Annotated in this window: 29 protein-coding genes; 17 read left to right on the top strand and 12 right to left on the bottom strand. The window is 29.4% G+C overall.

Annotated features, from left to right (window positions below; all coding sequences use genetic code 11):
• Nucleotides 1–57 precede the first annotated feature (57 nt).
• Genes D1815_RS04870 through D1815_RS04860 form a run of 3 tightly spaced genes read right to left on the bottom strand, consistent with a single transcriptional unit; the run spans nt 58 to nt 1,940 of the window.
• The gene (locus D1815_RS04870) at nt 58–972 is read right to left on the bottom strand and encodes a DUF5777 family beta-barrel protein (RefSeq protein WP_118386144.1); all 915 of its coding nucleotides are present in this window, start codon (nt 970–972) and stop codon (nt 58–60) included.
• On the bottom strand, nt 962–1,510 hold the full coding sequence (locus tag D1815_RS04865) for a YceI family protein (protein WP_108804180.1): 549 nt from the start codon (nt 1,508–1,510) through the stop codon (nt 962–964). The genes D1815_RS04870 and D1815_RS04865 overlap by 11 nt, the downstream gene beginning before the upstream one ends.
• A gap of 4 nt (nt 1,511–1,514) precedes the next feature.
• Nucleotides 1,515–1,940: a hypothetical protein gene (locus tag D1815_RS04860; RefSeq protein ID WP_118386143.1), complete on the bottom strand. Its 426-nt coding sequence runs from the start codon at nt 1,938–1,940 to the stop codon at nt 1,515–1,517.
• Nucleotides 1,941–2,193: 253 nt separating this feature from the next.
• On the opposite strand from D1815_RS04860, the gene D1815_RS04855 reads away from it, so the two are divergent.
• The 7 genes from D1815_RS04855 to D1815_RS04825 all read left to right on the top strand — a co-directional run bounded on the left by D1815_RS04855 (nt 2,194) and on the right by D1815_RS04825 (nt 7,310).
• A complete protein-coding gene (locus D1815_RS04855; protein ID WP_118386142.1) occupies nt 2,194–3,324 on the top strand; it encodes a LytTR family DNA-binding domain-containing protein in 1,131 nt (376 codons plus the stop codon).
• Between the two features lie 348 nt (nt 3,325–3,672).
• Nucleotides 3,673–4,521 carry a hypothetical protein gene (locus D1815_RS04850; protein ID WP_118386141.1) on the top strand — a complete coding sequence of 283 codons (849 nt, stop codon included), beginning with the start codon at nt 3,673–3,675 and terminating at the stop codon, nt 4,519–4,521.
• 106 nt (nt 4,522–4,627) lie between these two features.
• Nucleotides 4,628–4,975, top strand: coding sequence for a cytochrome c (locus D1815_RS04845; protein WP_108804176.1), 348 nt, complete (start codon nt 4,628–4,630; stop codon nt 4,973–4,975).
• A gap of 10 nt (nt 4,976–4,985) precedes the next feature.
• Complete coding sequence (locus tag D1815_RS04840) at nt 4,986–5,414, top strand: hypothetical protein (protein WP_118386140.1); 429 nt, start codon at nt 4,986–4,988, stop codon at nt 5,412–5,414.
• A 19-nt stretch (nt 5,415–5,433) separates the two neighbouring features.
• Complete coding sequence (locus D1815_RS04835) at nt 5,434–5,979, top strand: YceI family protein (RefSeq protein WP_118386139.1); 546 nt, start codon at nt 5,434–5,436, stop codon at nt 5,977–5,979.
• Nucleotide 5,980: 1 nt separating this feature from the next.
• Entirely contained in the window at nt 5,981–6,895 is a 915-nt protein-coding gene (locus D1815_RS04830) for a DUF5777 family beta-barrel protein (protein WP_118386138.1), read from the top strand.
• Nucleotides 6,896–6,911: 16 nt separating this feature from the next.
• The gene (locus tag D1815_RS04825; protein WP_108804172.1) at nt 6,912–7,310 is read left to right on the top strand and encodes a hypothetical protein; all 399 of its coding nucleotides are present in this window, start codon (nt 6,912–6,914) and stop codon (nt 7,308–7,310) included.
• 271 nt (nt 7,311–7,581) lie between these two features.
• On the opposite strand, the gene D1815_RS04820 is transcribed toward D1815_RS04825, so the two are convergent.
• The 4 genes from D1815_RS04820 to D1815_RS04805 form a co-directional block, all read right to left on the bottom strand.
• Entirely contained in the window at nt 7,582–8,172 is a 591-nt protein-coding gene (locus D1815_RS04820) for an SCO family protein (RefSeq protein WP_234424292.1), read from the bottom strand.
• Nucleotides 8,173–8,218: 46 nt separating this feature from the next.
• Nucleotides 8,219–8,743, bottom strand: a complete 525-nt coding sequence (locus D1815_RS04815; protein ID WP_199726762.1) for a toxin-antitoxin system YwqK family antitoxin — start codon at nt 8,741–8,743, stop codon at nt 8,219–8,221.
• Nucleotides 8,744–8,819: 76 nt separating this feature from the next.
• Complete coding sequence (locus D1815_RS04810) at nt 8,820–9,599, bottom strand: YHYH protein (protein WP_369899383.1); 780 nt, start codon at nt 9,597–9,599, stop codon at nt 8,820–8,822.
• Nucleotides 9,600–9,638: 39 nt separating this feature from the next.
• Nucleotides 9,639–9,941 carry an EF-hand domain-containing protein gene (locus D1815_RS04805; protein WP_118386135.1) on the bottom strand — a complete coding sequence of 101 codons (303 nt, stop codon included), beginning with the start codon at nt 9,939–9,941 and terminating at the stop codon, nt 9,639–9,641.
• A gap of 190 nt (nt 9,942–10,131) precedes the next feature.
• On the opposite strand from D1815_RS04805, the gene D1815_RS04800 reads away from it, so the two are divergent.
• The 4 genes from D1815_RS04800 to D1815_RS04785 all read left to right on the top strand — a co-directional run bounded on the left by D1815_RS04800 (nt 10,132) and on the right by D1815_RS04785 (nt 14,168).
• Complete coding sequence (locus tag D1815_RS04800) at nt 10,132–11,184, top strand: sensor histidine kinase (RefSeq protein WP_118386134.1); 1,053 nt, start codon at nt 10,132–10,134, stop codon at nt 11,182–11,184.
• Nucleotides 11,177–11,845 (top strand): LytTR family DNA-binding domain-containing protein, encoded by a 669-nt coding sequence (locus D1815_RS04795; protein WP_051335939.1) that lies wholly within the window; start codon nt 11,177–11,179, stop codon nt 11,843–11,845. Before D1815_RS04800 ends, D1815_RS04795 begins: the two co-directional genes overlap by 8 nt.
• 116 nt (nt 11,846–11,961) lie before the next feature.
• Nucleotides 11,962–13,071, top strand: a complete 1,110-nt coding sequence (locus tag D1815_RS04790) for a hypothetical protein (RefSeq protein WP_118386133.1) — start codon at nt 11,962–11,964, stop codon at nt 13,069–13,071.
• A gap of 38 nt (nt 13,072–13,109) precedes the next feature.
• On the top strand, nt 13,110–14,168 hold the full coding sequence (locus D1815_RS04785; protein ID WP_118386132.1) for an Ig-like domain-containing protein: 1,059 nt from the start codon (nt 13,110–13,112) through the stop codon (nt 14,166–14,168).
• Nucleotides 14,169–14,251: 83 nt separating this feature from the next.
• Here the strand turns inward: D1815_RS04785 and D1815_RS04780 are convergent, their stop codons facing one another.
• A complete protein-coding gene (locus D1815_RS04780; protein ID WP_147404323.1) occupies nt 14,252–14,599 on the bottom strand; it encodes a hypothetical protein in 348 nt (115 codons plus the stop codon).
• A 109-nt stretch (nt 14,600–14,708) separates the two neighbouring features.
• Here D1815_RS04780 and D1815_RS04775 point away from each other — a divergent pair, with 109 nt between their 5' ends.
• The gene (locus tag D1815_RS04775; protein ID WP_027391569.1) at nt 14,709–14,915 is read left to right on the top strand and encodes a hypothetical protein; all 207 of its coding nucleotides are present in this window, start codon (nt 14,709–14,711) and stop codon (nt 14,913–14,915) included.
• 193 nt (nt 14,916–15,108) lie between these two features.
• Nucleotides 15,109–15,531: a DUF2147 domain-containing protein gene (locus D1815_RS04770; protein ID WP_051335940.1), complete on the top strand. Its 423-nt coding sequence runs from the start codon at nt 15,109–15,111 to the stop codon at nt 15,529–15,531.
• 421 nt (nt 15,532–15,952) lie between these two features.
• Here the strand turns inward: D1815_RS04770 and D1815_RS04765 are convergent, their stop codons facing one another.
• The gene (locus tag D1815_RS04765; RefSeq protein ID WP_118386130.1) at nt 15,953–16,567 is read right to left on the bottom strand and encodes a matrixin family metalloprotease; all 615 of its coding nucleotides are present in this window, start codon (nt 16,565–16,567) and stop codon (nt 15,953–15,955) included.
• Nucleotides 16,568–17,264: 697 nt separating this feature from the next.
• Between D1815_RS04765 and rlmF the strand changes: the two genes are divergently transcribed.
• Nucleotides 17,265–18,143 carry a 23S rRNA (adenine(1618)-N(6))-methyltransferase RlmF gene (gene rlmF, locus D1815_RS04760; protein ID WP_118389874.1) on the top strand — a complete coding sequence of 293 codons (879 nt, stop codon included), beginning with the start codon at nt 17,265–17,267 and terminating at the stop codon, nt 18,141–18,143.
• A 10-nt stretch (nt 18,144–18,153) separates the two neighbouring features.
• Here rlmF and D1815_RS04755 read toward each other — a convergent pair whose 3' ends face one another.
• Together D1815_RS04755 and D1815_RS04750 are read right to left on the bottom strand one after the other, a co-directional pair.
• Nucleotides 18,154–19,704: a DEAD/DEAH box helicase gene (locus tag D1815_RS04755; RefSeq protein ID WP_027391572.1), complete on the bottom strand. Its 1,551-nt coding sequence runs from the start codon at nt 19,702–19,704 to the stop codon at nt 18,154–18,156.
• A gap of 128 nt (nt 19,705–19,832) precedes the next feature.
• Nucleotides 19,833–20,825, bottom strand: coding sequence for a YceI family protein (locus tag D1815_RS04750; protein WP_118386129.1), 993 nt, complete (start codon nt 20,823–20,825; stop codon nt 19,833–19,835).
• A gap of 126 nt (nt 20,826–20,951) precedes the next feature.
• On the opposite strand from D1815_RS04750, the gene D1815_RS04745 reads away from it, so the two are divergent.
• The 3 genes from D1815_RS04745 (at nt 20,952) to D1815_RS04735 (ending at nt 23,899) form a co-directional block, all read left to right on the top strand.
• Nucleotides 20,952–21,836 carry a winged helix-turn-helix domain-containing protein gene (locus D1815_RS04745; protein WP_118386128.1) on the top strand — a complete coding sequence of 295 codons (885 nt, stop codon included), beginning with the start codon at nt 20,952–20,954 and terminating at the stop codon, nt 21,834–21,836.
• A gap of 17 nt (nt 21,837–21,853) precedes the next feature.
• Nucleotides 21,854–22,990: an AraC family transcriptional regulator gene (locus tag D1815_RS04740; RefSeq protein WP_118386127.1), complete on the top strand. Its 1,137-nt coding sequence runs from the start codon at nt 21,854–21,856 to the stop codon at nt 22,988–22,990.
• Between the two features lie 63 nt (nt 22,991–23,053).
• Nucleotides 23,054–23,899 (top strand): CPBP family intramembrane glutamic endopeptidase, encoded by an 846-nt coding sequence (locus D1815_RS04735; protein WP_118386126.1) that lies wholly within the window; start codon nt 23,054–23,056, stop codon nt 23,897–23,899.
• A 57-nt stretch (nt 23,900–23,956) separates the two neighbouring features.
• On the opposite strand, the gene D1815_RS04730 is transcribed toward D1815_RS04735, so the two are convergent.
• A complete protein-coding gene (locus D1815_RS04730) occupies nt 23,957–26,134 on the bottom strand; it encodes a TonB-dependent receptor (RefSeq protein ID WP_118386125.1) in 2,178 nt (725 codons plus the stop codon).
• Nucleotides 26,135–26,150 lie beyond the last annotated feature (16 nt).

The following is a 26,150-nucleotide window of genomic DNA, read 5'->3' as shown; positions in this document are numbered from 1 at the left end:
ACTTAACATGAATTGTTAAGTCTCTTTTTTTATCAGTTATCTATTTGTTTTTATATGTTAAGGTTGTTTTTGCTTTAGATGTAGCGCAAAAGTCGCCGTAAAGCCAAAAGTAAAATTACCATCCTGTAAATTAAAATTATTAGGCGTTTGTGTTATAAATACATCTTCTACAGTACTCCAAGCATTAGTCATGTGAAATTGTAGCATTAAATCACTTAACTCCCAGTTTACTCCTAGCGCAAAGGCTCCATAAGTATCTGCAGATTTTATAGGATTCGCAACATAATAATACTCGGATACGATAGATACATGACCGCCTACTTTATATCTTCCTCCAATACCTATGGCAAAATGATTATTAGGATCTTCATCTGATATTGAAGAACCTCTATGAATAAAAGTTGGAGAAATCTGTGCAGAAAATTGAGGAGTAAATTTACGAGCAATTAATACTTGAGTAGTAAACGCTAAACGATCGCTAAAAGATGTATCCTCGAAACCACCATAAATTGGAGACCTACCTTCACTCTCACTTCTATAAGATGCATTTTGAAAAAGAGTTACACTAACAAATGATTTTTTAGATTTTTTACGCTGACGCAATAAATTATATTTCAAAAAACCATCATACACATCTTCTAAAGTGGTCCAACCGAATCCTGTACTCAGTCTATTAGAAATTCCATATTCTAGAGCAATTCTTGCACTCCATTTATCAGCTATAAAACTCTGCCCTTGATAATTAGGTATATTCCAATACCTATTCATAGCCATTACTTGCAAAACACCTTCTTTCCTATTCTCTATGGAATGGCCTATTGCAATTCTTGTAGATTTAAAAGTAGCTATTTCATACTGAGGGACATCTGGATATTCTTTTTCTAAAGTTTCTAATAAATCCTGAGCGTTTATAGAAATACCAAATCCAATTAGCATAACTATGAATAAAAGAAAAAACTTATTATTTCTCATATGGTTGATATTCAAATCTAAATTTAATTGATATTACTTCTGCGATATTGGGTCTAAGAATAGGTGGAATTTTAATTTCAAAATCCTTCACAACGACCTCAAAATCTCCTGTTATGACATGTTTTCCATCGATATTTTCAATACTCGTTTTAATCTCGACCTCTTTTTCTATATCACGTATCGTAAGTGTTCCTTTTACAAACTTCGTCTGAACACCTTTTATTTCTGGGTCATAATCCAATATTTCTCCTTTAAAAGTAGCTTTAGGGTACAAATCTGATTCAATATAACTTTCATTAAAATGTTCATGCATTAATGACTTTTTAAATACAAATGCATTCATAAGCATACTAATCGCTATTTCATTTTTTGAAAGGTCTATAATACTTAAAACCTGATTGTTTTTGGCCTCTATATTTTCTACAGAAGTGTATGAAAAAAATGAAACCTGTCCCTGCCGAGTTATAATCTGATCAGATTTAATATCAGAGGACCCCATATTAGTAACAAGAAAAAGTAGAGCAATAATTTTATTCATTGGTTTATTGGTTGATAAGCATACAATTTAATAAAATAACATCTTTCAGAAAGCCTTTGCAAACCCCTTTTAATTCTATTTTTTGACCTTTTTTCAGATTTTTTACCATCTTAAATTGATCAGATTGCATATCACATAATACACTAGAGTTTTTATTATCACCCTCTAAAACGATAGTATTTCTATCATTAAGAAAAGTAACTTCTTTTACAACTCCAATTACTTCCACAATTTTATCCTTATAAATTAAATTAGCATCATTTTCATCATTTATAAACGACGCCGTTAATTTTTGGGAATCCGTACTTATTTCTGTAGATACATTATTGATATCAATATGTGATGTATTATAGTATTCAATATAAAAGTATGCCCCTGCTATTAATAGAAGACTAAGAAGAAATATCGTTATTTTATTTTTTCTGTTCATTAATTAAAAGCTGGTTTTCATTTATTTATTATTCGAGTTAATTACGATTGCAAATAAAGAGGAATTAATATACTCTTGAAAAAAAAACAATGATAAAGATGAAAAATATGTATTAAAAAGGAAAAAAAGAGATTGAAATGAATTATTATTGTTCGTTGTTTTAAACACTATAGTAAGAAAATATCTTATTTTCGTTTTTTTTAAAATTCTGAGCGTTTTGCAGCTTTTAATTATCTTAAGTAGATACTAATCAATGAGAAAAGATCGATTATATTTTTTGACTTTTATTTCTATATCAGTTATATTTCTAATTATCGCATCATTTGGCGTAAAATACTTTATTAAAGTAAGTGCTAATCAGCTCATCGAAATCCAGTTAGAATCCAGCAAAAGAGAAGCTAACGAGATTTCTAGGTTATCACATTATCAAATATCGGGAGGTATTGATAAACAAGTTGTAATTAAAAACATCCAAAATACAATTGCAAATACACATAATGAAGCTTCTTTTATTTGTGTATTTGATTGGTCAGGAAAAGAAGTATGTCATCCGGACAGAACCAAAGTTGGTCAGAAAGTAAACTCTGATCAATCTCTTATTAAATCACTAAGTGAAGAAGATAGTTCTGATAAACTTTATGATCTATTACTTAATCAAAGAAAAGAAACTGACAGTGTACCTACTATTGATAGATTATCGGAAATTGTATATATAGCGCCAGTAAAAGATTCTGATCTTATTGTTGCAGCGCACGTTAATTTAAACAAGGTTAGTGGTCAAATTAGAAAACTGAAAACAAGTTTTTATACAATTTTTGCATTAATGGGAGGGTTAATTATTTTATCTTCTTTTATGGCTGTTCGAATAATAGGAAGTTATTATGAAAAACAATTAGAGCAAAAAAATATTAACTTAGAAAGTGAATTACTCAATCTATCTAAATTAAACACTGATCTTATTGCTTATCAACAAAAAGTAGTTGAAAATACAGAGGAGGAATTATTAGACTCAAACATAGAGTCTAATACTGAAAATATGAAAGAATCAAGTAAAAAGAGAATTCTTACTTACATTAGAAATGAGTTGATTCCTGTTCCCATAAATAACATATCATACATTTATACGGAAAATACAATAACATATATTGTATGTTTTAACGGTAAAAAATCGACAAGTAATGATAGTTTAGATGACATGCTTATGAATCTGGATACCTCACTATTCTTTAGAGCAAATCGTCAATTTATAATAAGTATTACTGCTATTGCAAAAATTATCAAATACGGAAATAGTCAGCTTAAAATTTTGATAAAAGATGCAGATGTAGAAATAATTATTAGTAAGAATAAGGCTGCTGAATTTAGACAATGGTTAAATATCTAAAAAGATATTTTTTGACTATTAAATAAATTATTTCTTCTTTTTTCAATACTACTTCTCCACTACCTTTAATTTGTTATTTAAAGCTTAAAATCCACTAATTTGAAATGTGATTTAGGTAGATAATAGGTAAACATAGTACCCTTCTAACATCATTTATTCAATATTTAGGATTTAGTTAAACTCCATTCATTATATAAGTTTAAATAAACTCACAGGAAAAAAGAGGGTTGAATATTTCAAGTCTTTTTTTTCCTTTTTAAGGCTACTTTTTCCTTCTCACATATATTTGTTTGATTCTACCTCCTTCATTGCCGGTTATTTGCATCATAAATCATAAATAATCTAAAAATGAAAAAATCAATTTTCTTATTATTCGCTTTCATATCATTATTAACAAGTTGTAGTAGTGATGACAATGATACTATTATCGAACCAGATCCAACTCCTGATGCTAACGCTGTGCGATTGGTTGCAGATCCTGAATTCGGAAATATCCTTACAGATGCTAACGGAATGTCTCTTTATTTCTTTTCTAGAGATACTAAAACACAATCAGAATGTAATAACGACTGTAAAACAGCTTGGCCAATATTTTATCAAGCAGATTTAACATTAGATGATGGTTTAAACGCTTCGGACTTTGGAGTAATTACAAGAACGGATGGGGATAAACAAAACACTTATAAAGGATGGCCTTTATATTATTTCTTTAATGATAATGTAGCTGGTGATACTAACGGAGATAAAGTGGGCAACAACTGGTATATCGCAAAACCTGATTATTCTCTAATGTATGCGGAAGCGCAATTAATTGGTAGAGATGATGCAGGAAATGATCTAAACTTTACTAGTGGCTATGAAACTGGTGATGAACTTACATTTTACATGACTAGTAGCACTGGTAGAACAATCTATGCTTTTGTCAATGACACCAAGGACGATAATAATTACACACTACAGGATTTTTCTAATGATCCAATTTGGCCAATTTTTCATATCGACATCGACAACCTTCCAAGTATATTGGATGCTAATGACTTTGGTACTATCGATGTATTTGGTAGATCACAATTAACCTATAAAGGAAGACCTCTTTACTATTTCGGACAGGATATAGAAAGAGGAGACAACTACGGAGTTAGCGTTCCATCACCAGGTATATGGCCAGTAGTTAATACGGATACTACACCATTATAAAAATTTAAACTTGATATCGTCATATAAATATTTAAGTAGTTAGTTGGTTATAAGAGGAAGATAAGACTTCTTGCTTTCTTCCTCTTATTTTAAATTTTTAAAAAAAATGAATGACCTGTTAAAAATCAAAAACATACTAATAATTACAATAGGTATCACCTTTCTTTCTTGTGAAAGGAATGTAGAAGAAGAATCTGGTATTATTTCAGAAGAATTATGCGATCCAGCAATATCTTTTTCAACTGATATTAAATCAATTATTGATAATAACTGTATAAGTTGTCATGGAGGAAACCAAGCTCCAGATTTAAGAACTTATGAAAATATAAGCGCTAACTCAGAACGAGTTAGAACGCAAGTAGTAAATAGAACAATGCCATTAGGAGGTTCTTTAAGCAATGATCAGATAGAATTGATCCGTTGTTGGATAGAAAATGGAGCTCTAAATAATTAAATCTAATATTATGAATAGTAAAACAAGAAGCATACTTAGTATTTCCATGCTACTACTGATTCTGACAGGGATATTTATTTATAATAATATATATAATAAACCTTTCGTCGATATATCAGAATCTAAACCTAACATATCGATAGAATCTAATGAATTGGTAGATAGCTTTTCTAACAATGAAAATGAAGCAAATGCTAAATACTTAGAACAAATTATTCAGGTTCAAGGTTCTATTACAGAAATAACTTCTGGGAAAAACGGAAATAGCATCATTACATTAGGTAATGATAATACTATAGGCAATGTAACCTGCTACATCTCTTCTGAAGAAAGCTTAAAAACAAACAATCTAAAAATAGGTCAGCATATCAATATTAAAGGCATCTGCACGGGATACTTAATGGATGTAGTATTGGTTAAATGTGTGATTATTGAATAAACCATAAACTTAAAAAGAAATGAAATCTCTATATATATTATTATTCACAATATTACTTTCCACTGTCTCCTTTGGACAAGGAAAATTTTTAACAAAACAAGGATATACTTCTTTCTTTTCTGCCACACCAATAGAAGATATAAAAGCAGAAAACAATCAGGTATTAAGTATTATAGACACATCAACAGGTACAATAGCAATATCTATTTTGATGAAATCATTTATGTTCGAAAAATCGTTGATGCAAGAACATTTTAATGAAAACTATGTAGAGTCTGACAAATACCCTAAGGCAATATTTAAAGGCCAAATTCTGGATTTTAATGCACTAACTAAAAATGAACAAACTGTATCAATTGTTGGTGATATTACTATCCATGGAGTAACAAAAAAAATTGAAACCAAAGGTATAATTGGCAAAAACAAAGAAAATATATTCTTAAAAGGAACCTTCCCAATAAAGGTGGCTGATTTCGAAATCGAAATACCATCCGTAGTAACTAATAATATAGCAGATAGTATAAAAATAACATTTGAACTAGATCACAAACCTTATAAAAAATAATATGAAGAATTTTTTAATTGTTTTTGCACTTTGGGCATTGAGTTCTAATTCATATGCACAAGATCTACTAGACATTCTAGAAGATGAAACACCACAGACAAAAAGTTATACTACTTCTACTTTTAAAGGAACTAGAATATTAAATGGTCATTCTGTAGAGAACAGAAATAAAGGTACTTTAGAATTTGTTATATCACACCGTTTTGGACGAGTTAATCTTGGAATTGATGAATTATATGGATTGGATCAATCTAATATCCGTTTTGCTTTTGAATATGGACTATCTGATAATATAATGTTAGGAGTAGGTCGAAGTAGTTTTGACAAAACATATGATGGCTTTATTAAATACAAATTCTTAAAGCAAAGTACTGGTGAAGGATCATTCCCATTTACAGCATCACTTTTCTCAAGCATTGCTTATAGAACATTAAAGGATTTTGACCCAGAAAATGAGCCTACCTTTAGTCAAAAATTATCGTATGTTTCACAAATACTAATTGCTAGAAAATTTAGTCCTGCATTTTCATTACAAATTACCCCAACTTATATTCATAGAAATTCTGTGAAAATTAATGATGATCCACACGATATTTTTGCTGTCGGTATAGGTAGTAGATTAAAGCTAACTAAAAGAATATCTATAAACGGAGAATACTTTTATACTGCTAATCCGTTGGAGTCTATCGACGCAACAAACTCTTTAGCGTTTGGGGTAGATATAGAAACAGGAGGACACGTATTTCAAATAATTCTATCCAACTCTATTACTATGATAGAAAAAAGTTTCATCGCAGAATCTACAGACAATTTCTTTGAAGGGGATATACATCTTGGGTTCAATATATCTAGAGCTTTTCAGGTAGGAAACAAGAAAAAACGAAAACTTAACAAAATGAAGAATTCCGGAATATAATATCAAATAAAACAAAATGTTTAGAAGAAATTTTAAAGTTAAAGGAGAGGATGTTGATGATTATATGGTAATGCAAAATTCTGCATACATTGCTTATACATCATCCGTATTACTTGCCTTCTTATTTGACAAAGGGTATACTGACAAAAAAAGAAACAAAACAAAACTTAATGTACAGGAATCTATAGAATCCCTAAGCCAAAGAAAACATTTAATGTTTATGCAAGATTTTTTTATAAACCTGGAACTTATTTGTATTGATAATGACAGTCAAAAATTAGCCATTAGAAATCGTTTTTTTAATGCTAATAATGAACTATGTGCAACTATTAATAGCTATTTATATTGGATTGATAGTGTACATCAAGAAATTATCACACCACCAAAAAAAATAATAAACCGATTATTTAATTAAACTATTGGGTTAACCGAAGCAAGGGGGAAAAAATTGCTATGAACATTAGTTAATATTGGATAATTGGTGGTTAGAAAGGCTGAGTTGATATCAACTCAGCTTTTTTTTAATAATTCTCGTTTATTGATTTTATTTAAAATAATACTTTAACAAAATAACCCCTGCAATCATAGAGACTACAGGGATTCAGATTCAAACACAAAATCTATCTATAAATACAAAAGCAACTAAATCTTCTGTTTCTATATCATTAGTTTTGGGGTAAAAAAATTTAAAATTTTTTCTCTGATTTTAAAGTATTTATATCAGTGATAAGCTGATTAATAGATGCTCTATTTAAACCATTATAAATACCTCTTATATGTTTCTTTTTATCTACCAAAACAAAATTTTCGGTATGAAGAAAATCCTCTTTCGTTTTTGTTTCTCCTAAATTCTCTTCAACGAAGTAGGAATTACGTCCTAGATCATAAATTACATCACGATCTCCAGTTACTAAATGCCACTTAGAATTCAGAACACCTTTTAGTTCTGCATACTCTTGTAATATCGGTATTGAATCTCTTTCTGGAGTTACAGAATGTGATAATAATAAAATATCTTCATCATTTTTAAATTCTTCTTGCAACAACAACATATTGGATGTCATTTTTGGACAGATTCCAGGACATGTTGTAAAGAAAAAATCAGTTATATAAATTTTATCATCGAAGGTTTTACTAGTCACAATCTCTCCCTCTTGATTCACTAAAGAAAAATCAGGAATTTTATGAAAATCATTAAGTTCTTTTGCATAAGGAGTTAGCCAATGCGGCGTAAAACTAGCATCCTGATAATATGGTAGTACTTCTACTCTACTCATATTTTCTTTTTGCTTACAACTGAAAAGCAAGCAACATAAAATAATACTATAACTTTTTAAACTGTACAATTTCATTTTCCAACTTATAACATAAATTAGCTCTTTTTAAGCCAAAAACACGTCCGTTTTTTGCTTCGTAGTTCACATATAGCTTTCCATTCTCTAACCAAGCCTGCTGCATTCCATTTTCTTTTCCATTAATCAAATTAGTTCGTTTAGACAGTTGACCATTTGTAAACCATTTTTTTTGAACTCCATTCCGAGTTCCTTTTATATAATTAGATTCTGAAGCTATATTACCATTTGGCCACCAAATTTTTACAACTCCATCAAGGTGGTTAGCTATATAAAATGATTCTTTTTGCAACAAACCATCAGAAAACCATTTTTGAGCTAACCCTTCTTTTTTACCTTCGTAATAACCTACTTTTTCTTCAAGCATTTTATTAGAATGAAACTTTACAGCATAACCAGAAAAAGGTTTTTGCTCATAGTACCATTTTCCTTCACTTGCATTTAAAATCAACAAGTCCTTAGGCACCAAAACATTATTGATTATTTTTTTATCCATATCAACAATATGATTTTCCCTATCTGTTTTACAAGCCATAAAACAGATAGAAAAAAAACTACTTATAAAAAAACATTTAATTAACCGCATTGGGAGTTCCATTAAATGGTCCAGCAAAAACTATATAACTACCTGTATTAGAATATAATTCATTAATAACATGATAATGATACTCAGCTTCTTCTGAATGTTGTGTTATATGAGTATGACCTCCAGAAGCATCTAAATCCGTAGGATACGTACCTGTAGAATTACACTTTCTACCATAGATAAAAAATCCATCCGATATAATCCCGATCAAATTTTCATCATCATTAGACCATGCTCTTGGTTCTAAATGATAATGATATACTCCAGGTCCTATATGTCCTCCTGTATAATCCAAAGACCCTGCTGCCTGATCTAGCGCACCATTTCCTTCTTGATCATTAAAAAGTGCTGCCCCACTTACAGCTATCCCAATTGTTCCCAAAGATGTTGCTGTAGTGTTATTAGCTAATTGTGGATTTGCAGAAACTACTAAAGTAGCAGAAGCATCAAAATTAGGTATTATACTTGGTGTTGAGGCAACATCAGGTTCTTCAATATATAATGCATTACCTTCACCCCAATAAGATGTTGTATGATTGGGTCTTCCTGTAGTTTCAATAACTACATTAGATCCATCCAAATAAATATCTGTCTCATCTGTATCGAATTCTGCAAAAGCAGCGTGCAATTCTGCAACAGTACCATCATCATCCGTTGTAGATGTTCCATTATCATCACCACTACAAGCTATAAAAACGATGCAAACGGTACAAACTAACAATGCCAGTGGAATAATCTTTTTAGATATAAGTTTCGTATTCATCATATTCTTAGATTTAGTTAATTCTATATTATTTTTATAATCTTATTGCTCTCTTCTTGGTGGTCCTTTTCTTTCAGGTTTAGGAGCTTTTTTCAATTCTTCTTTAGTAATAAACCCATCTTCATCTAAATCAATTTTTGCAAAATCTCTTTCTAAAGGTCCTTTAACTTCTTCCTTTGCTAATTTTCCATCTTCATTCTCATCCATCATTTTAAAAATCTCTTCAACAGTAGGTCTTTCTTTTCCTCTCTTCTTTTCATCTTTTGATTGTGCATTTGATTTACACGAAAACAGTAATAAACAAAGTGTCATTAATAATCCTAAATTCAACAAGTTACTTTTCATTTTTTTTATGTTTATGTTTCTTGTATAGACTATAAATTTCGGTAAAAGTATAATGCAAATGAGGAGTTTTCTGTCGACCACATATAGTTTTAGGCGAATGTTCATTTCCATTCTGTGAACGAACTAAAAGATATAGCTCTTAATCATCTATTTTGAAACTCAACTATTATATTTTCATTTAATTTGTACTATGAATAATTATAAAAGGTTTCTTTTTCAAATAATTTTATGGGGAATTATTTGGTTTTTTTTATCATTTGGACAAAATAATAACGAAAAGTTCCTTATCGAAAACTCCATTCTTTTTGCGTTCCAAATTGGACTTATTGGGTTATTAATTTTTTTTATTGCCAAACATTTTTTATTTAAAAAGAAATACTTGTTTTTCTTTTTAATTTCTTTAAGTATAATTTGTGTGTCGGCATTGTCATCATCTACGATATCTTCTAATTTATCCAGTAGAATACTCCCTCCTCGTAATAATCCTAGAATGGTTGATCCACCTTTTAAAAGACCTCCAAGAAGAATAAAACCTCCATCTATTTTAATGGTTCATTTTTCTAATTTGATGATTGCATATTTGATTGCTACGTTTATAGAAACTTTTTTGTTCGCACAAAAAAAGGAAGAAGAAATGATTAGAAGTAAAAACGAAAACCTTCAAACCGAACTAAAACTATTAAAATCACAAATCAACCCTCATTTTCTATTCAACTCTCTCAACAATATTTATGCACTCTCTGTAATAGATTCTGATAAAACACAGCAAAGTATAAGTTACTTATCAGAAATGCTTAGATATGTTCTTTATGAATGTGACCGCCCCTATGTTTCTATCCAAAAAGAAATAACTTATATTAAAAATTATATCAAATTATTTTCTTTAAAAAACAGTAAACCTTATGAAATTACAACAAAGTTTAATGTAGATGACAATACTGTTCCTATTGCTCCTATGCTTTTTATACCATTCATAGAAAATGCATTTAAACATAGTAATATTGAAAAACCACTATCCTTTATAGAGATTGATATAACATCAAACACATCTAATATCAATTTTGAAATAATTAATAGTATTCCTAAAGAAAAAATAATGAAAGATAAAATTGGAGGAATTGGATTAGAAAATGTTAAAAAACGATTAGATATATTGTATCACGAAAAGCACAAGTTATTAATTACCAATGACAATAATATTTTTAAAGTAAAACTAAATATAAAATTAGACGATAATGCTTAGGTGTTTAATAATTGATGACGAAGAGCTAGCCAGAACACTCTTAAAAACCTATATAGATCGATTGGATTATATAGAAATAATTGCTACACTTGAAAACCCACTCGAAGCAATAAATATTCTAAAAAATGAGCCTATTGATGTCATATTTTTAGACATACAAATGCCTGAATTAAAGGGAACTGATTTAGCAAAAATAATCCCTACTACAACTCAAATAATTTTCACTACTGCTTATTCTGAATATGCGTTGGAAGGGTTCGAATTAAATGCACTAGATTATTTATTAAAACCAATCACCTTTGATCGATTTTTAGCTGCTATACAAAAGATAAAAAAGGATCCTAAAACCAGCAATGTCGAAGGAAAAATTACGGTAAAATCTGGGTATGATCTACATAAAATTAAATACAGTGATGTACAGTACATCGAGAGTGATAGTGAATATGTTGTTTTTCATACTACTAATAAAAAAATAATGAGTCATCAAACGCTAAAATCTCTAGAAGAGACATTACCAGAAATATTTATGCGAGTTCATCGATCATTTATTATTAATAAGAACTATGTTACTGCACTAAAAGGAAAAGATCTTTTTCTTACTGACATTAGAATCCCTGTAAGTTCTAGTTATTATGAACTTGTTAAAAATCAATTATTTTGATTTTAAAATAATTCTTTTGTTTTATCCTAGACAATCAGTATTGGCATTTATTTAACTCTAAACATCTTTCATTTTTATTATTTTGTGATCAAGGATTTATTCATATATCATTTATCATGAAAACACTTATCACTCTAACTGTTACACTTATCTTATCATTTTTCTTTGGTCAAGCTCAGGCTAATTCCATCTTAAAAAAGGGTTTTATAACCGGAAATCCAGGTATTATTTCAATACATAAGATGACTTTTGGACCAGAAGGTATTTTATTTATTGGGGATAGTAATGCAGCACAAGTTGTAGCTATAGATTTTAGTGAACACCCTAAATTGGATAACTCGAAAGTTAAATTAGACAATCTAGATAAATTGGTTGCTGATATGATGGGAACCACTATTGATCAAGTTCAAATTACGGATATGGTAGTTAACCCAAATAACAATAATATTTATCTTTCTATTAATCATAGCTCTGGAATACCCATATTATTAAGAGTTGAGGACAATGTCCTAAAGCAAGTACCTCTTGACAATGTGTCTTACACTAAAACTACATTATTAGATCCTATATCTAAAGAAGCAGAAGACCGAAGAGGAAGAAAATTAAGAAAATGGGCCGTTGCGGATATTAAATATACAGATGGAAAATTATTATTATCTGGACTAAGTAACAAAGAATTTGCCTCTACATTTAGAGCTATTGATTTTCCGTTTTCAGAGACACAAAATTATAGTTCTTTAGAAATTTACCACGCTGCGCATGGTAAGTATGAAACACATGCACCTATTAAAACATTTATTCCAACAAAAATCAATGGAGAATTACAAGTTTTGGCTGGTTATACTTGTACTCCATTAGTTATTTTTCCAATGAATAAAATGAAATCAGGAGAACATCAAAAAGGAAGAACAGTGGCTGAACTTGGAAGTGGCAATTCTCCTATTGATATGATAGAAATTGAAAATGAAGGAAATCGATATTTATTAATTTCTAATAGTAATAGAGCATTAATGAAAATTGATTTTAAAGATTTAGAAGCATATCAAGGTGAGTTAACTAAACCTGTAGTAAAAAAAGGAGCTGCCGAAGGTGTTGATTATGTAAATCTTCCATATGTTAATGTACAACAGTTAGATAAAATCGGTAGTAATGGTTTTGTAATTATCCAAAGAGAATCTAACGGAAATCTAGCTCTTAAAACAGGTAATAGCTGGTGGGTAAAGTAATCTGTCCCATTATAAACCTGAACTATTGACTTTTTATTGTGAAACGATATTATTTTGGAATTTTAGCATTAGTTGTTACTAACTTATCGTTAGGTCAAACATCTGAAAATTACATTTTTAATAAAAATGAAGTTATTATACCCAAGAACATATCCGTAGCCCAGGATGTATTTGTTTTTAAAGGAGAAATTCCTGAAGATAGAATAGCTGTTTCTACCAGGATTCTAGGAAAAATTCAGGAAAATCAGAATACATTAAGCTTTACACCCGCAGTACCATTTGGGTGGAATCAAAAGTATACCGTAGTATACAATCATACCATCAACTATTTTTCCTTGCCAGTTCCTGAAGGTTACGAATCATTAAAAATATTAAAAGTGTATCCTAGTACTTCAAGTATACCAACCAATATTTTAAAATGGTATGTTAAGTTTTCTAGACCAATTAATGAAAATAATATTTATAAATATATTCAATTTGTAGATGACTCTAATAAACCTATAGATCGAACAATATTACCTCTGCAAAACGCTTTAATCTCCAAGGATGGAACTTTATTGACCATTTGGATAGAACCAGGAAGACAAAAACGAAATCTAATTCCAAATAAACAGTTAGGGTCTGTGTTCATCCCTCAAAAAAAATATAGATTGGTGATTTCGGAAGAAATTAAAGATCATAACGGCGTAAATATGGTAAAAAACTTCTCTAAAGAGTTTACTACTACCGTTGCAGATAGAAAGAAACCAAACATAAATAATTGGGAAATTAAAATCCCTAACATTCATTCTGTATCTAATCTACTAATAAATTGTGAAAAACCAATAGACTATGGTAGTAGTATTGGTAATATAAAAATACTAGATAGTGCAGGACAACTTATAGATGGTATCTGGGAGCTAAAGAAGGATGAAACAGTAGTTTCATTTATACCAAAAAGAAACTGGAAAAAAGGGAACTATACTATAATTTTTGGACCTAGTATAGAAGATTTAGCTGGTAATAATCTAAATCGCGTATTTGATAATGAAATACAAAAAACTTCAAAAAATAACCATCCATATAAGACGTATACACTAGAATTTGAATTAAAATAAAAAAAGACAGTAAAATACTGTCTTTTTTATAACTAAGTAGGATTTATGTTCTCAATAGTAGTTTTGAGACGAATTTAGGATTTTTAATTGCCTGCAAGTAAGACAAACGAATTACCTGACACTGGCGATACATTATAACTTTTTACATTTTTAAGTGTCTTCATATATTTTTCTGCTTCTACAAAAGCACTTTCTAAAGGACTAACTGTAGATCTTTCATTCAAAGTAATTGTTTTAGAAATTTGTTCACCATTGGTGTATTCTATTGTGATTTTCCATCTTTTTACAGAATGAAAATTTTTAGAGATTAAAGAATTATTCTCTTTAACACTCTTCTTCTCTTTTTTAGTTTTTTCCTTTTCGTTTACTGGTTCGGTTGTCGCATAACCTATAGATACACAAAGTAAAGCAGTAATAAGTAAGAGTTTCATAGTTGATGATTTTTGGTTTTGACGAATATACATACATAATTTGATTAATCAAATTAATTTTTAATAAAATTTTATTTGAATATTAAAAAAATACATGTATGTTTGAATTATGGTAAATAAGAATTTGAAAAAGCTTCTGAAAAAAAGTAAAGGAGCCAAAACGGTATACGGTATTTCTAAAACTTTGGGAGTAAGTCCGCAAGCAGGAGATTATGTAGTAAAGCGTAAAAACTTAGCTAAAGATTTCGAAAGACTCCAAAAAATTGCAGATTATATGGAAGTAGATATAAAAGATATTATAGACAGAAAATATTAAACAACTCCTCTACACATATTATATTCTATTTGTTTATATATAAGGGTTTTATAATGCTTGTGTATTCATTATTAGCATACAAATCTTTTCAAAAAATTATCCTTTAGTATGTAGTTAATTGGATAAATAGAAATTAAACTCAAACTTTATACCTATATTTCCAAAACAAACAACTTATACAACATACTTTTTAATGAGATTAACCTTCATTATTTTAATTTCTTTTTTATTACATAATTCTTCTATTTCCCCTGAAACATATATAGGCAAATGGCAAATAGAAGGAGGTTCAATTATTGAAATTTACCAAAATAAAGATCTTTTTTTTGGCAAAATAAATAGACGCGCCGAGAATCCCATTTCTAATTTTAATGGCCTAGACAATAAAAATCCTGACCAAAAATTAAGACAACGCCCTTTATTAGGAATGGACATACTTAATAACTTAAGTTTTAAAGACGGAGAGTTAGATGGTGGAACAATTTATAATGCTGATAGCGGAAAAACATATACAGTAAAAGTGTGGATTGATTCAGATAACCAAGATAAATGCTATATAAGAGCCTACAAAGGTATTTTATTCAAAACTTTTGAAGCTGTGCGTGTGAAAAATTAATTATTCTTCTTTATACCTGCTATCATAGAATTGATACAAAAAGACTAAGTACTAAAATATCGTCAAAAGTAACTATCCCTCATGTTAAATAATCCTATCATCTTCGTATAAAGTTATATTATTTCTCAATGCATCAAGTACGAATTAAATAAAAAGAGTAGCAACAAGCATAACAATAAAAAACATCCATTTTATGGATGTTTTTTAGAATTAAATTAATGCAGAATAATAACTGCTCTAAGGGTAAAACACAGATTTTTCTTATAAAAAATCAAACAGATTAAATTAAAATAATACAATCTGTTTGACTAAACATTGTACAAACACTCTTTAAAAATAGTACCTAAAGAGCGATAATGCACACATACTAAAAGGGGATGTTCGAATAAATTGGGGCTATTGATTGGGGCCTGAAATTGTTTTATTTTTCTTCTTCTATTTTCTCTAATGTCTTTTTAAGCCTATCTATTTGTACACTTGTAAAATCAGTTCTAAGGTAAGGTCGTATCTGACTCATAATATTCCCTTCTTCTGGGTAATGATGAAGACCTAAAGCATGTCCTATTTCGTGAGGAGCCGTGGATGTGAACAAAAATTCATCAGTAATTAAAGCTCTTTTATCTTTACCTATCCCAGCAATAGCAATTGTATTTGATCTTTTCATTACAAAAATGTTTATTCTGTCCTCGCGGTAATAATCCTGAGTTTCTTGTAAAAAAACACTAGATTCTCGTCCTCTATTATCTTTTAAATCATATAACTCATCACTATTTAATGTTTTTACATCGCCTTTTTCTAATCCGATTCCATATCTATGGAAGAAACTACCATTTAAATTTGCTATAAAATCATTCTCATTTAAATTGTAAGAAGATTTTCCAGACACACCTGATGGCTGAACATATATAATATCGACTTTTATAGTTTTCTCTAAGTTATCCGAAAATATTTGTTCAATCGCGTACGAATCAGAATCATCTTCTGCGGCACAGGAAACAAAAATCGATAACACAAATAGTAGTTTTAATAATTTCATGGCTTGTTGTCTTTTTTTTTGATTGTTGATGCTATATCTTAACTATCTTAGTAAGTCTATTCTTACTGTTATTTAATAAATTAAAATGAGTCTAATCTTTTTAATTAAATAAGCCTTTAATTAAGTTATTACGAGCGTAAGTAATTATTGCTTGTAATCATTATTATTACTTGTGTGAGAATGAGTGTGATAATCGATCAATTCAAAGATAGAGAATAATATCACTTAAATAAGGGGGTATTTTCCCCCATGTATCAATATTAACTATTTATACTATAACACATTAACTTACATTTTAACAAAATTAAATTGTTAACACTAAAACTAGTCTAGTTAACTATAATCCTTTCGAATAAGGCATACAACAAGGAGTTATGGATTTTAACATTTGAAATGTTAAATTTTATAAATTATGGTTAAACCGTAAGTGTAATACTGCAAAAATAACGCATAACTAAAACATGATTAATTAGTACTTTAACAGTAAAAAATGAAAAGTTTAACAAAATTAACAATGCATTTTAACGACATTATATGTTGTTTCAACGAAAGCAATACGTGTTTCACCTTAGTTTTATCAAAACAAAACACTAAAACACAATATTTTATCCAAAATCAATAAAAGATTACAAACTATAAATCAAAAAAAAATGATTTGAATATTACTATATTTGACTTGATTAAATACCTGTATCAATTGCATCCAAAAAACAAACATTATTCTTCGTATAATTTTGAAGAACTTAAAAACAACCATAAGCAACTATCTGATTATTTAATAATCAATCCGCATAATAACAACATCACCATTGATTTTTCTAATAGTGAAGCTGTTTTGGAACTAAATAAAGCAATTCTAAACTATTATTATGAAATTGAGAATTGGGATATTCCCCAAGGATCATTATGCCCTCCCATTCCAGGAAGAGCTGATTACATACATCACATAACTGATTTACTAGCCGATGATATAAATAAATCAAGTCTTGTTAAAGGGTTGGATATTGGAGTTGGTGCCAACTGTGTATATCCGATTCTAGGAGCAAAGATTAATGGTTGGACAATGGTTGGATCTGATATTAATTTAGACTCAGTTTCTTATGCAAGAAAAAACGTAGCATCTAATTCTAATTTAAAAGATCATATAGAAATAAGGCATCAAGAGAACAATGCTAACATTTTTAAGGGTATAATTAAATCAGAAGATTATTTTCATTTTACTATGTGTAACCCTCCTTTTCATTCTTCTCCTGAAGAAGCAAAAAAAGGAACACAACGAAAATTGAACAATTTGTCTAAATCAGATAAAATGATTAAGCTAGAATTAAATTTTGGTGGACAAGCAAATGAATTATGGTGCAATGGTGGCGAAGCTTTGTTTATCAAAAGAATGATTAAGCAAAGTCCTGATTTCAAAAATCAAGTCGGTTGGTTTACATCATTAGTCTCCAAAAAAGAAAATTTACCAAAGATTTATAAGCAACTTAATAAATTAAAGACCATCCATAAAACTATTGAAATGTCACAAGGAAACAAAAAGAGCCGTTTTGTAGCATGGAAATTCCCTAAAGAATAGTACTTATAACTTATTCTGGTGATCTTCCATGAATCTCTTCAAACTTCTCGTCAAAATTCTCTCTTAAATAAGAATTAAGTTTTTTCCTATAGTCATCCTTCAACCAAGATAAAAAATTGTGAGTACTTCTACTGATACATTTTGCATAGCTCTGAATTCTGTGATCAATATCATCTCCTAACATTTTCGCCAATGCAATAGCATCATATACATCTTCACTATTTTCTATACAAATTTTAGCATGCTGAGCTATTGATCTTTCTAGTACTACTTTAGAAGACTCTCCTTTTCGCACAGAATCTAGATACGTTTCTTTAATATCAAAATAAACTTCCTCGGAATTTGCAAACTCTGCTCTTAATTCTGCAGGCATTTCATGCTTAAATTTACTTTCTATATCCTCATCATTAAGGAGCTTATCCATGTAATAATCAGGAGAATTGAATATTTTTTGCCAATCCAGATCAGCTCCCCAAGGACCAAATCTATGATAGTTATTTCCTAAATCAATAACATTAAATGAAGATTTATTCTTTAAAATTCGAGAGCCCCGACCAATCATTTGATAATATAAAGTCAATGACTTTGTAGCACGATTCAAAATAATTGTATCTACCGTAGGTTCATCAAATCCTGTTGTTAAAATACTTACTGATGTCAAAATAGCATCAGGAGTTTCTTTAAACCACTGAAGTATCTGTTTTCTTTGCTTTTTTGTAGCTGTGTTATCTAAATGCGCGATTGGATATCCAGCGGATCTAAAAGTATCATACACATGCAACGAAGTGTTGATACCATTATTAAAAATTAATGTTTTTTTACCTTTAGAATGCTTTTCATATGCTTGCAATAATTGACTTAGCATATTACTATTAGTATATAAATCTTCGGATGATTTTACGGTATAATCACCATTAGACCCAACTTCTAAAGAAGTTAACCCCATGTTATAAGCAAATACTTCTGCGCGTGCTAGAAATTCATTTTCTATTAATGACTCTATAGTTTCACCTACAATTAGTTCATCATAATTGTCCTTCATTGGTAACTTTATATTAGAACTTAATGGTGTTGCTGTAACTCCTAAAATAAAGGACCTCTCAAAAAACTTAAATAATTTAGTAAAAGAATTATAATGCGCTTCATCAATAATCACCAAACCAATATCGGAAATATCCAATTTATCTTCATTCAACCTATTGTTCAAGGTTTCTACCATAGCTACGAAACAACTATAGTTTTCTTGATCATCTAAGTTTGCTTTACTGTCTACTACTTTATTATCTACACCAAAACCTGTAAGCATATTTGATGTTTGCTTGCATAGTTCTATACGATGTGTCATCACTAATACTTTTCTATTGTGATGTTTTAAGTATTGCCTAACAATTTCAGAAAAAATAACCGTCTTACCTCCTCCAGTTGGTAATTGATATAAAAGATGGTAATCCTCTCTAGCATCCTCAAAGCTTTTAAAAATCCTATTTATAGCCCCTTTTTGATAGCTATATAAGTCTTTTCCTGTTTTCTTTTCTTGTAATTCTGTAGTTGACTCCGACATATTTTCTCATTTCTAGGGCTGCAAAACTAATTCCTTTTATGCATTTTTGCAGAATTTTTATCATAAAATATGTCATTATTTTTTTACAATTGGTTGTTAAACAAATAAAATTGGATATCTCAATTGCATTATTCAGTTAATAATTTGACTTCAAAATGTATTTCATCTGATAATAAATTATTTTTTACATTCCCAAAAATACTACCCGATGCATATGTTATATTCCATCTCGTCCTATCAATTATAAATTTAGAGATAAAAATCAGCTTACTGTTATTATATGTTATGTTCGCTTCAAACTCTATAGGTTGTTTAACATCTTTAATCGTTAAATCTGCTGTTATTAAAGCATTTGAATCATCATTGTAAGTTACATTTACTATAGAAAGTTTAGCTACAGGAAAATTCTCTGTATCAAAGAAATCTGAATTTTTTAAATGATCTACTAACATCTCACTATACCCTCCATCTATATTGGCTATGGTATTCATGTTAATGATAAACTCTCCTCCAGTAACCTTTTCTTTTTCTTTAAAAAATTCACCACTAATAAAATCTACAGTTCCATAATGTCCGCTAGTATGGAGTTTATTAAAGCCTTCCCATCTAATTTCACTGTTTTCCTTATCTATTTTTAGGCTATTGCCGTTTGTAGTTTTTGGAATTGGTTTCTTTTCGAGAATATCAATTAATTCTATATCGTAAAGCAATGTAGAATCAGGGTGAGGAAATGTAACCTTTCCCATTCTTTTACTTAAGGAAGGTGGGACAATTAATTTTCGTACCTCTCCTTTTTTCATTCCTAACAACCCTTCATCAACTCCTTTTATCACTTGATTTCCTCCTACTAAAATCTTTAAAGGTTCTTCTCTATTTCTCGAAGTATATACTATAGAATCATTTGTGTACTTAGTTGTTTCGTGAATAAGGACTTCTTGTCCTTTCTCTACAATGGGTCCTGAACCATCTTTGACTACTTTATATTGAAGTCCAGAATCAGTCACAATAAAATCTGTTTCACCAGAACATCCGTAAAACATTATAAACGCGAACATGCTCATATAGATTTTAACAATATTTACACTCAAATTATTAAGTTGAATTCTTACATTAGTTTTCATTAATTTTTGTTTTTAATTTTACTCAAACGAAAGTAATTCTGGAAATACGCTACTTTGCTAAATCAATTGTAAAAAAGTGTATATCAATTGTAAATTTTCCGTTATTTGTAAATAACTGGTCATTTTATGAAAAATAAAGTCAAAATATTAGCCACTACTCTTGTTATATTAATAGCGCTATTCTCAATACATAGTTTTTCTTCAAAAGAAGTTTCCTTTTATCCTGAGAAAATAAAAATTGCGTTAAGAAGTGTTGGTAATAAACTTTTATTAAAAAACAATGATGCTACATCTCTTGTCCTACCAGTAAAAGAAATATCTGATCAAACTTTCGAAGTATCTTTTCAAAAAGAAATATTTATCAACCCTGAAATATTAGCAGAGACTATAGACGCTGAATTTAAAAAAACAGGAGTTCCTTATGATTATATTACTGAATTAATTAATTGTAAAACAAATGAAGTATCCTATAGTTATGAAATATTGGGGCCTTTTAAGGATAATGAAATTTCATGTTTAGGTAGGAATTTACCCAAAAACTGTTATACTATTAAGGTAATCATACTCAACGAAAATACTTCGGCTTTATATAGTGAGATGGGTAGCACTAATACTCTTTATTTTATTATTATCGTTCTGACACTAATAACCGGATTCACTTTATTTAAAAAGAAGTCTGAAGAAAACATTTCAGATATTTCTTCTAATGAAATCATTTTAGGTAAACATATTTTTTATCCTGATCAACAAAAATTAAATATTGATAAGAATGAAATCTCTTTAACCGCTAAAGAAAGTGAACTTCTCGCTATTTTTGCAAAATATCCAAACAAAATTGTAAAAAGAGAGCAATTGATTAAACAAGTTTGGGAAGACAATGGAGTTATTGTTGGAAGGAGCTTAGATATGTTTATTTCTAAATTACGCAAAAAACTAGGTAAAGATTCTGAGGTAAAGATAACTAATGTTCATGGTGTAGGTTACAAATTAGAAATAATCTCATCTAATTGAACCAATACTGACTTTTTTTGAAGGATTTCTCTACATTCTTAACATACTCTGGAATTAGTACCATTTTTTTTCTAATGCTACTGCTTACCCACACTTGGAAAAAACGTGAAGCAAACAAACTTCTTCTAAATATTCTTTTGAGCTTTTTATTTCTTTTTCTAACCTATGCTTCTTCATATCTAAATTGGAATTTTCTTAGCACCATAGTATCGCCTATCGGTTTTATTGGTCCTTTTGTATTAGGCCCATTAATCTTTCAATACATCAAAACAATTTATACATCCAATATAAATAGAAAAAGTTTTATATATAGTTTACTACCGTTTGGGATCGCTTTTATTTTTTATAGTATTCCCCAATATATTTTTGGATTACCTATAGATGAGGAAATAACCTTGTTAAGAATTGTCTCTATCGTTATTCCTTTTCTAGGTATACTACACCTCTCCTATTATCTATTTTTAAGTAATAAGTTATTAAAACGTTTTAAAAAACTAGTAAAAAATAATTATGCCAATTTAAAGAAATTAGATCTAAAATGGTTATCAATATGGATTCGAGGATTCATTGTCTTTTTAATTATTGACCTTGTTAGTGGGGTACTAATTGTTTCTTATCCTATTATGCCTGTTTTCATATACACCAATCTCTTTTATTTAGTATTACTAATTTGGTATATTGGGTATTTTGGTATCCATCAAACTCAAGTTTTTTTGGTTAATGAAATATCACAAAACCCGATTAATGATTCTGCAAACAGATCTAAGTCATTTTTCAATTGTGAATCAGAAGAACTTTTAAACCTTAAAACTCAATTACAAATCAAGTTTAGTGAAGAGAAGCTTTTTAAAGAACAAGATCTTTCTTTGAAAAAAACTGCCGATATTCTGAATGTTTCTGATAAAAAGTTATCACACTTATTGAATATCTGTATGGATTCTAATTTTTATGAATATGTAAATACCTATCGAGTCTCCTATTTTAAAGAACAACTAGAACTTGGAGTTGCCGAGAAATTAACTCTATTATCTATTGCTTTTGATTCTGGTTTTAACTCTAAAGCTACTTTTAATAGAGTTTTCAAACAACAAGTTGGAATGACACCAATAAAGTTCAAAAAACAATTAGAAAAAAAGTCTCAAAGCTTCCATTGAGTCGATTGAAACATTGTTTATCTATTTATTTGCCAATCAAATTAATCTGATAAATAATATCTTATGAATTCAATCTATAATACTAATGATTCTATAACATCAGTTACAAATCAACATCAAAAATCAAAAAAATATATCTTATTAGTACTTGGTATTTCTTGGATTTTCGGATTTTCTACTACTACGCTTTTAGATTTTTCAGATCCTATTGCATACACTATTATAACTTTTATTTACGCATTTATTCCAGCTATTATTGCAATTATTTTTAACAAAAACGAAAGAGGGTCCTGGAAGGATTTAAAATTTTTTAAACCAGATCTCAAAAGTTCATTATATTCATTTATAATTCCTATTATTTATTTTGCCGTCGTTATTAGCATTCAGATGCTCTTAGATATAAGAATTGCAAAAAAATTAGATCAGATTAATCAAACGCCATTAACCCTTTCTCTTTTATTGATATTGGGATATCCCATTACAGTATTTCTAATACTCGGAGAAGAAATTGGATGGAGAGGATATCTTCAAGAAAAATTAATGAACAGTTTTGGAGCTTTTGCAGGAATTTTTGTTCTTGGATTAGTTTGGGGTATTTGGCATATGCCCATTGCGCTTCAAGGCTATAATTTCCCAAATCACCCTTATATAGAAGCTTTTATAACCTACCCACTAGTTGGCATGGCGCTTTCATTAATTATAGCTTACCTAGGTTTTAATCGTTATTCTATTTTTATAGGAGCATTAGTACATGCTAGCAATAATCATTTCGGAGGTACATTTCTCACCTTAACAGAAACTAATAACGAGTTTGCCCATGCTATGATTTTTAATGGTTTTTATGTAATAATCATATTAATTTTCGGATACTTATGGAGAAGAAAAACATTTAAGAACATAAAGTCTTAAAGCCTAAAAACAGGATATCTTCTCGACACTGAGAAGATATCCTATTAAATAAAGCTACTAATGATGCTCTTTTTGTCCAAAAGGTTTAAGTATGATTCCTGCACTTAGTATAAATCCATCTGTAGGAGCATAGATTTCTGCAAACATAGGATCATTAGAAGGAGGCAAAACTAAAGTAGAAAATCTACTCTGCCTTCTGTCCGTAAAATTTTCGAAGTTGACAAAGATTGTCCCCCAATTAAAATTGCGCATTCCTAGCAATCCCATTAAAACATAATCTGTAGTTTCTGAACCATTAGAAAGTAATTGTTTGCCTGTATAATAGGTTTCAAAACCTATTCGCCATTTTTCATTTTCATACATAAAAACACTTCCTGCGTTATGTCTTGCCGTTAATGGTTTTTGTGGGTTTCCATCCAAATAATTTAGTTGAGTATCTATAAAAGCATAATTAAGAAACCATCTAAAGTCTTTATAACTAAACTTAATATTTGTTTCGGCTCCTTTGCTTACAATATTATCATTCGCATTTTCATATTCAAAAAAACCAGTACCAGTATCACTAAGTAATAATCCATCTTGGATAGCAGTTACATAGAATAACTGATTAATAGAAAAATCTATCTCATCCGTAAGGTAGGTCTCATAATTAAAATCAAGGTTTACTCCGTAAGACCTTTCTGCTTCTATACGAGTATCATCAATAGCTAAAACATTATTGAAATTAATTAGTTCTGCTTCTTCAGTAAAGATATCTGGGATCTTATACCCTAATCCACCTCCAATCCTACTGGAAAAGGAATTATCTGATTTAAATAACAATGATACTTTGGGTAACGGAAAAAATCCCCAACCATCAGCATAATCTGCTCTAAAGCCCGTTTCTAATATCCAATTTTCAGAAAAATCATAAATGTTATTAATAAATAATCCAGCAGTTACATCATTCTGATCTCTTTCTAAAGAACTAGAATCTTCATCAAAATCTATGGTATATAAATTAGCTCCAAAAATCCAATCAGTTCTCTGTCCATCTTTCTTATATGCTATTTCTGTAAAAGAATTAATTTGAGTTCCACTAAAATTAATATCTGGAACGATTAAATCACGATTAAAATAAGCGAAACTATTTTTTATGTTTATGGATCTTAAACTATCAATTTCTGTAGTATAGACGGTTTGTGTACTTACTCTTTTTGAAACATTTTCTTCTGTATATAAATTATTATCGTCATTTTCAATCCCATTAACATCTCCTCCTATTCTATCATCATACGTCCCATTTACGCCAAACCAAAACGTAGTTTTATCTGATGGATAGTAGAATAACTTAGGGTTTATAGAAATAGACTTAGTGCGCGGTAAATTACTAAAACCATCATCCTCAGGATCATATTCTTTTTGATAATGACCAGATCCATAGAGGGTAATCCCAAACTTATTATTACGCTTACTAAAGAAAGTATTAAGTGTAGTTCCTAAAGCGTGTGTTTGCGTAAGCATAATATCTAAATCTGGCTCTTCTTCTGGTGTTTTGGAAATTAAATTCACTAATCCTGCAATAGCTCCACCTCCATAAAGTGTAGAAGAACTTCCTTTTATGATTTCAAATTGTTTTAAATCTAAAGGAGGAATATGCAAAATACTAAGACCACTCGAAAACCCTGAATATAAAGGAAATCCATCCCTTAATAACTGAGTATATCTACCATCTAATCCTTGAATCCTTATATTAGAATTCCCGCTACTTAATGATGTTTGCTGCATCTGTATTCCTGTACTTTCTCTTAACACCATAGAGATATTGGTCGCATTCATAGCATTTTTTTCACTTAATTCTTCGCCACCAATAACTTCTATCCTAGTTGGAATTCTTTTTATAGTTCGGGTACTTCTATTAGACTCCAAAAACACTTCCTCTAAAGATTCTCCATTTTCCTTAAGATACACAATCAATTCTTCCGCATATGGAATTTCTACATTGCGTTCAAAAGAAGTGAATCCTAAAAATGAAATTTTAATACTATAATTTCCTTTAGGAATATCATTAATAATTGCCAAACCATCAAGTCCGGTTATACTACCTTTCTCTATATCTTGGATATAAACGGAAGCACCAACTAAAGGTTCTTGATTTGTCTCATTAAGTACTTTTATATTTAAAACACTATTTTGCGCATGAGTATATGCACATAGTGATATGAAGAGCATTACGCTCCATATTATGTTTTTCATTCTAAAATGATATTAT

The sequence above is a fragment of the Aquimarina sp. AD1 genome (assembly GCF_003443695.1).
Classification (GTDB): Bacteria; Bacteroidota; Bacteroidia; order Flavobacteriales; family Flavobacteriaceae; genus Aquimarina; species Aquimarina latercula.
This window is presented reverse-complemented; position numbering and strand designations above follow the sequence as displayed.

What these genes read in the sequence shown, in the direction of transcription:
- D1815_RS04870 (WP_118386144.1), bottom strand. Translation starts at nt 972, where the DNA reads ATGAGAAATAATAAGTTTTTTCTTTTATTCATAGTTATGCTAATTGGA.
- D1815_RS04865 (WP_108804180.1), bottom strand. Translation starts at nt 1,510, where the DNA reads ATGAATAAAATTATTGCTCTACTTTTTCTTGTTACTAATATGGGGTCC.
- D1815_RS04860 (WP_118386143.1), bottom strand. Translation starts at nt 1,940, where the DNA reads ATGAACAGAAAAAATAAAATAACGATATTTCTTCTTAGTCTTCTATTA.
- D1815_RS04855 (WP_118386142.1), top strand. Translation starts at nt 2,194, where the DNA reads ATGAGAAAAGATCGATTATATTTTTTGACTTTTATTTCTATATCAGTT.
- D1815_RS04850 (WP_118386141.1), top strand. Translation starts at nt 3,673, where the DNA reads ATGAAAAAATCAATTTTCTTATTATTCGCTTTCATATCATTATTAACA.
- D1815_RS04845 (WP_108804176.1), top strand. Translation starts at nt 4,628, where the DNA reads ATGAATGACCTGTTAAAAATCAAAAACATACTAATAATTACAATAGGT.
- D1815_RS04840 (WP_118386140.1), top strand. Translation starts at nt 4,986, where the DNA reads ATGAATAGTAAAACAAGAAGCATACTTAGTATTTCCATGCTACTACTG.
- D1815_RS04835 (WP_118386139.1), top strand. Translation starts at nt 5,434, where the DNA reads ATGAAATCTCTATATATATTATTATTCACAATATTACTTTCCACTGTC.
- D1815_RS04830 (WP_118386138.1), top strand. Translation starts at nt 5,981, where the DNA reads ATGAAGAATTTTTTAATTGTTTTTGCACTTTGGGCATTGAGTTCTAAT.
- D1815_RS04825 (WP_108804172.1), top strand. Translation starts at nt 6,912, where the DNA reads ATGTTTAGAAGAAATTTTAAAGTTAAAGGAGAGGATGTTGATGATTAT.
- D1815_RS04820 (WP_234424292.1), bottom strand. Translation starts at nt 8,172, where the DNA reads ATGAGTAGAGTAGAAGTACTACCATATTATCAGGATGCTAGTTTTACG.
- D1815_RS04815 (WP_199726762.1), bottom strand. Translation starts at nt 8,743, where the DNA reads ATGGATAAAAAAATAATCAATAATGTTTTGGTGCCTAAGGACTTGTTG.
- D1815_RS04810 (WP_369899383.1), bottom strand. Translation starts at nt 9,599, where the DNA reads ATGATGAATACGAAACTTATATCTAAAAAGATTATTCCACTGGCATTG.
- D1815_RS04805 (WP_118386135.1), bottom strand. Translation starts at nt 9,941, where the DNA reads ATGAAAAGTAACTTGTTGAATTTAGGATTATTAATGACACTTTGTTTA.
- D1815_RS04800 (WP_118386134.1), top strand. Translation starts at nt 10,132, where the DNA reads ATGAATAATTATAAAAGGTTTCTTTTTCAAATAATTTTATGGGGAATT.
- D1815_RS04795 (WP_051335939.1), top strand. Translation starts at nt 11,177, where the DNA reads ATGCTTAGGTGTTTAATAATTGATGACGAAGAGCTAGCCAGAACACTC.
- D1815_RS04790 (WP_118386133.1), top strand. Translation starts at nt 11,962, where the DNA reads ATGAAAACACTTATCACTCTAACTGTTACACTTATCTTATCATTTTTC.
- D1815_RS04780 (WP_147404323.1), bottom strand. Translation starts at nt 14,599, where the DNA reads ATGAAACTCTTACTTATTACTGCTTTACTTTGTGTATCTATAGGTTAT.
- D1815_RS04775 (WP_027391569.1), top strand. Translation starts at nt 14,709, where the DNA reads ATGGTAAATAAGAATTTGAAAAAGCTTCTGAAAAAAAGTAAAGGAGCC.
- D1815_RS04770 (WP_051335940.1), top strand. Translation starts at nt 15,109, where the DNA reads ATGAGATTAACCTTCATTATTTTAATTTCTTTTTTATTACATAATTCT.
- D1815_RS04765 (WP_118386130.1), bottom strand. Translation starts at nt 16,567, where the DNA reads ATGAAATTATTAAAACTACTATTTGTGTTATCGATTTTTGTTTCCTGT.
- D1815_RS04755 (WP_027391572.1), bottom strand. Translation starts at nt 19,704, where the DNA reads ATGTCGGAGTCAACTACAGAATTACAAGAAAAGAAAACAGGAAAAGAC.
- D1815_RS04750 (WP_118386129.1), bottom strand. Translation starts at nt 20,825, where the DNA reads ATGAAAACTAATGTAAGAATTCAACTTAATAATTTGAGTGTAAATATT.
- D1815_RS04745 (WP_118386128.1), top strand. Translation starts at nt 20,952, where the DNA reads ATGAAAAATAAAGTCAAAATATTAGCCACTACTCTTGTTATATTAATA.
- D1815_RS04735 (WP_118386126.1), top strand. Translation starts at nt 23,054, where the DNA reads ATGAATTCAATCTATAATACTAATGATTCTATAACATCAGTTACAAAT.
- D1815_RS04730 (WP_118386125.1), bottom strand. Translation starts at nt 26,134, where the DNA reads ATGAAAAACATAATATGGAGCGTAATGCTCTTCATATCACTATGTGCA.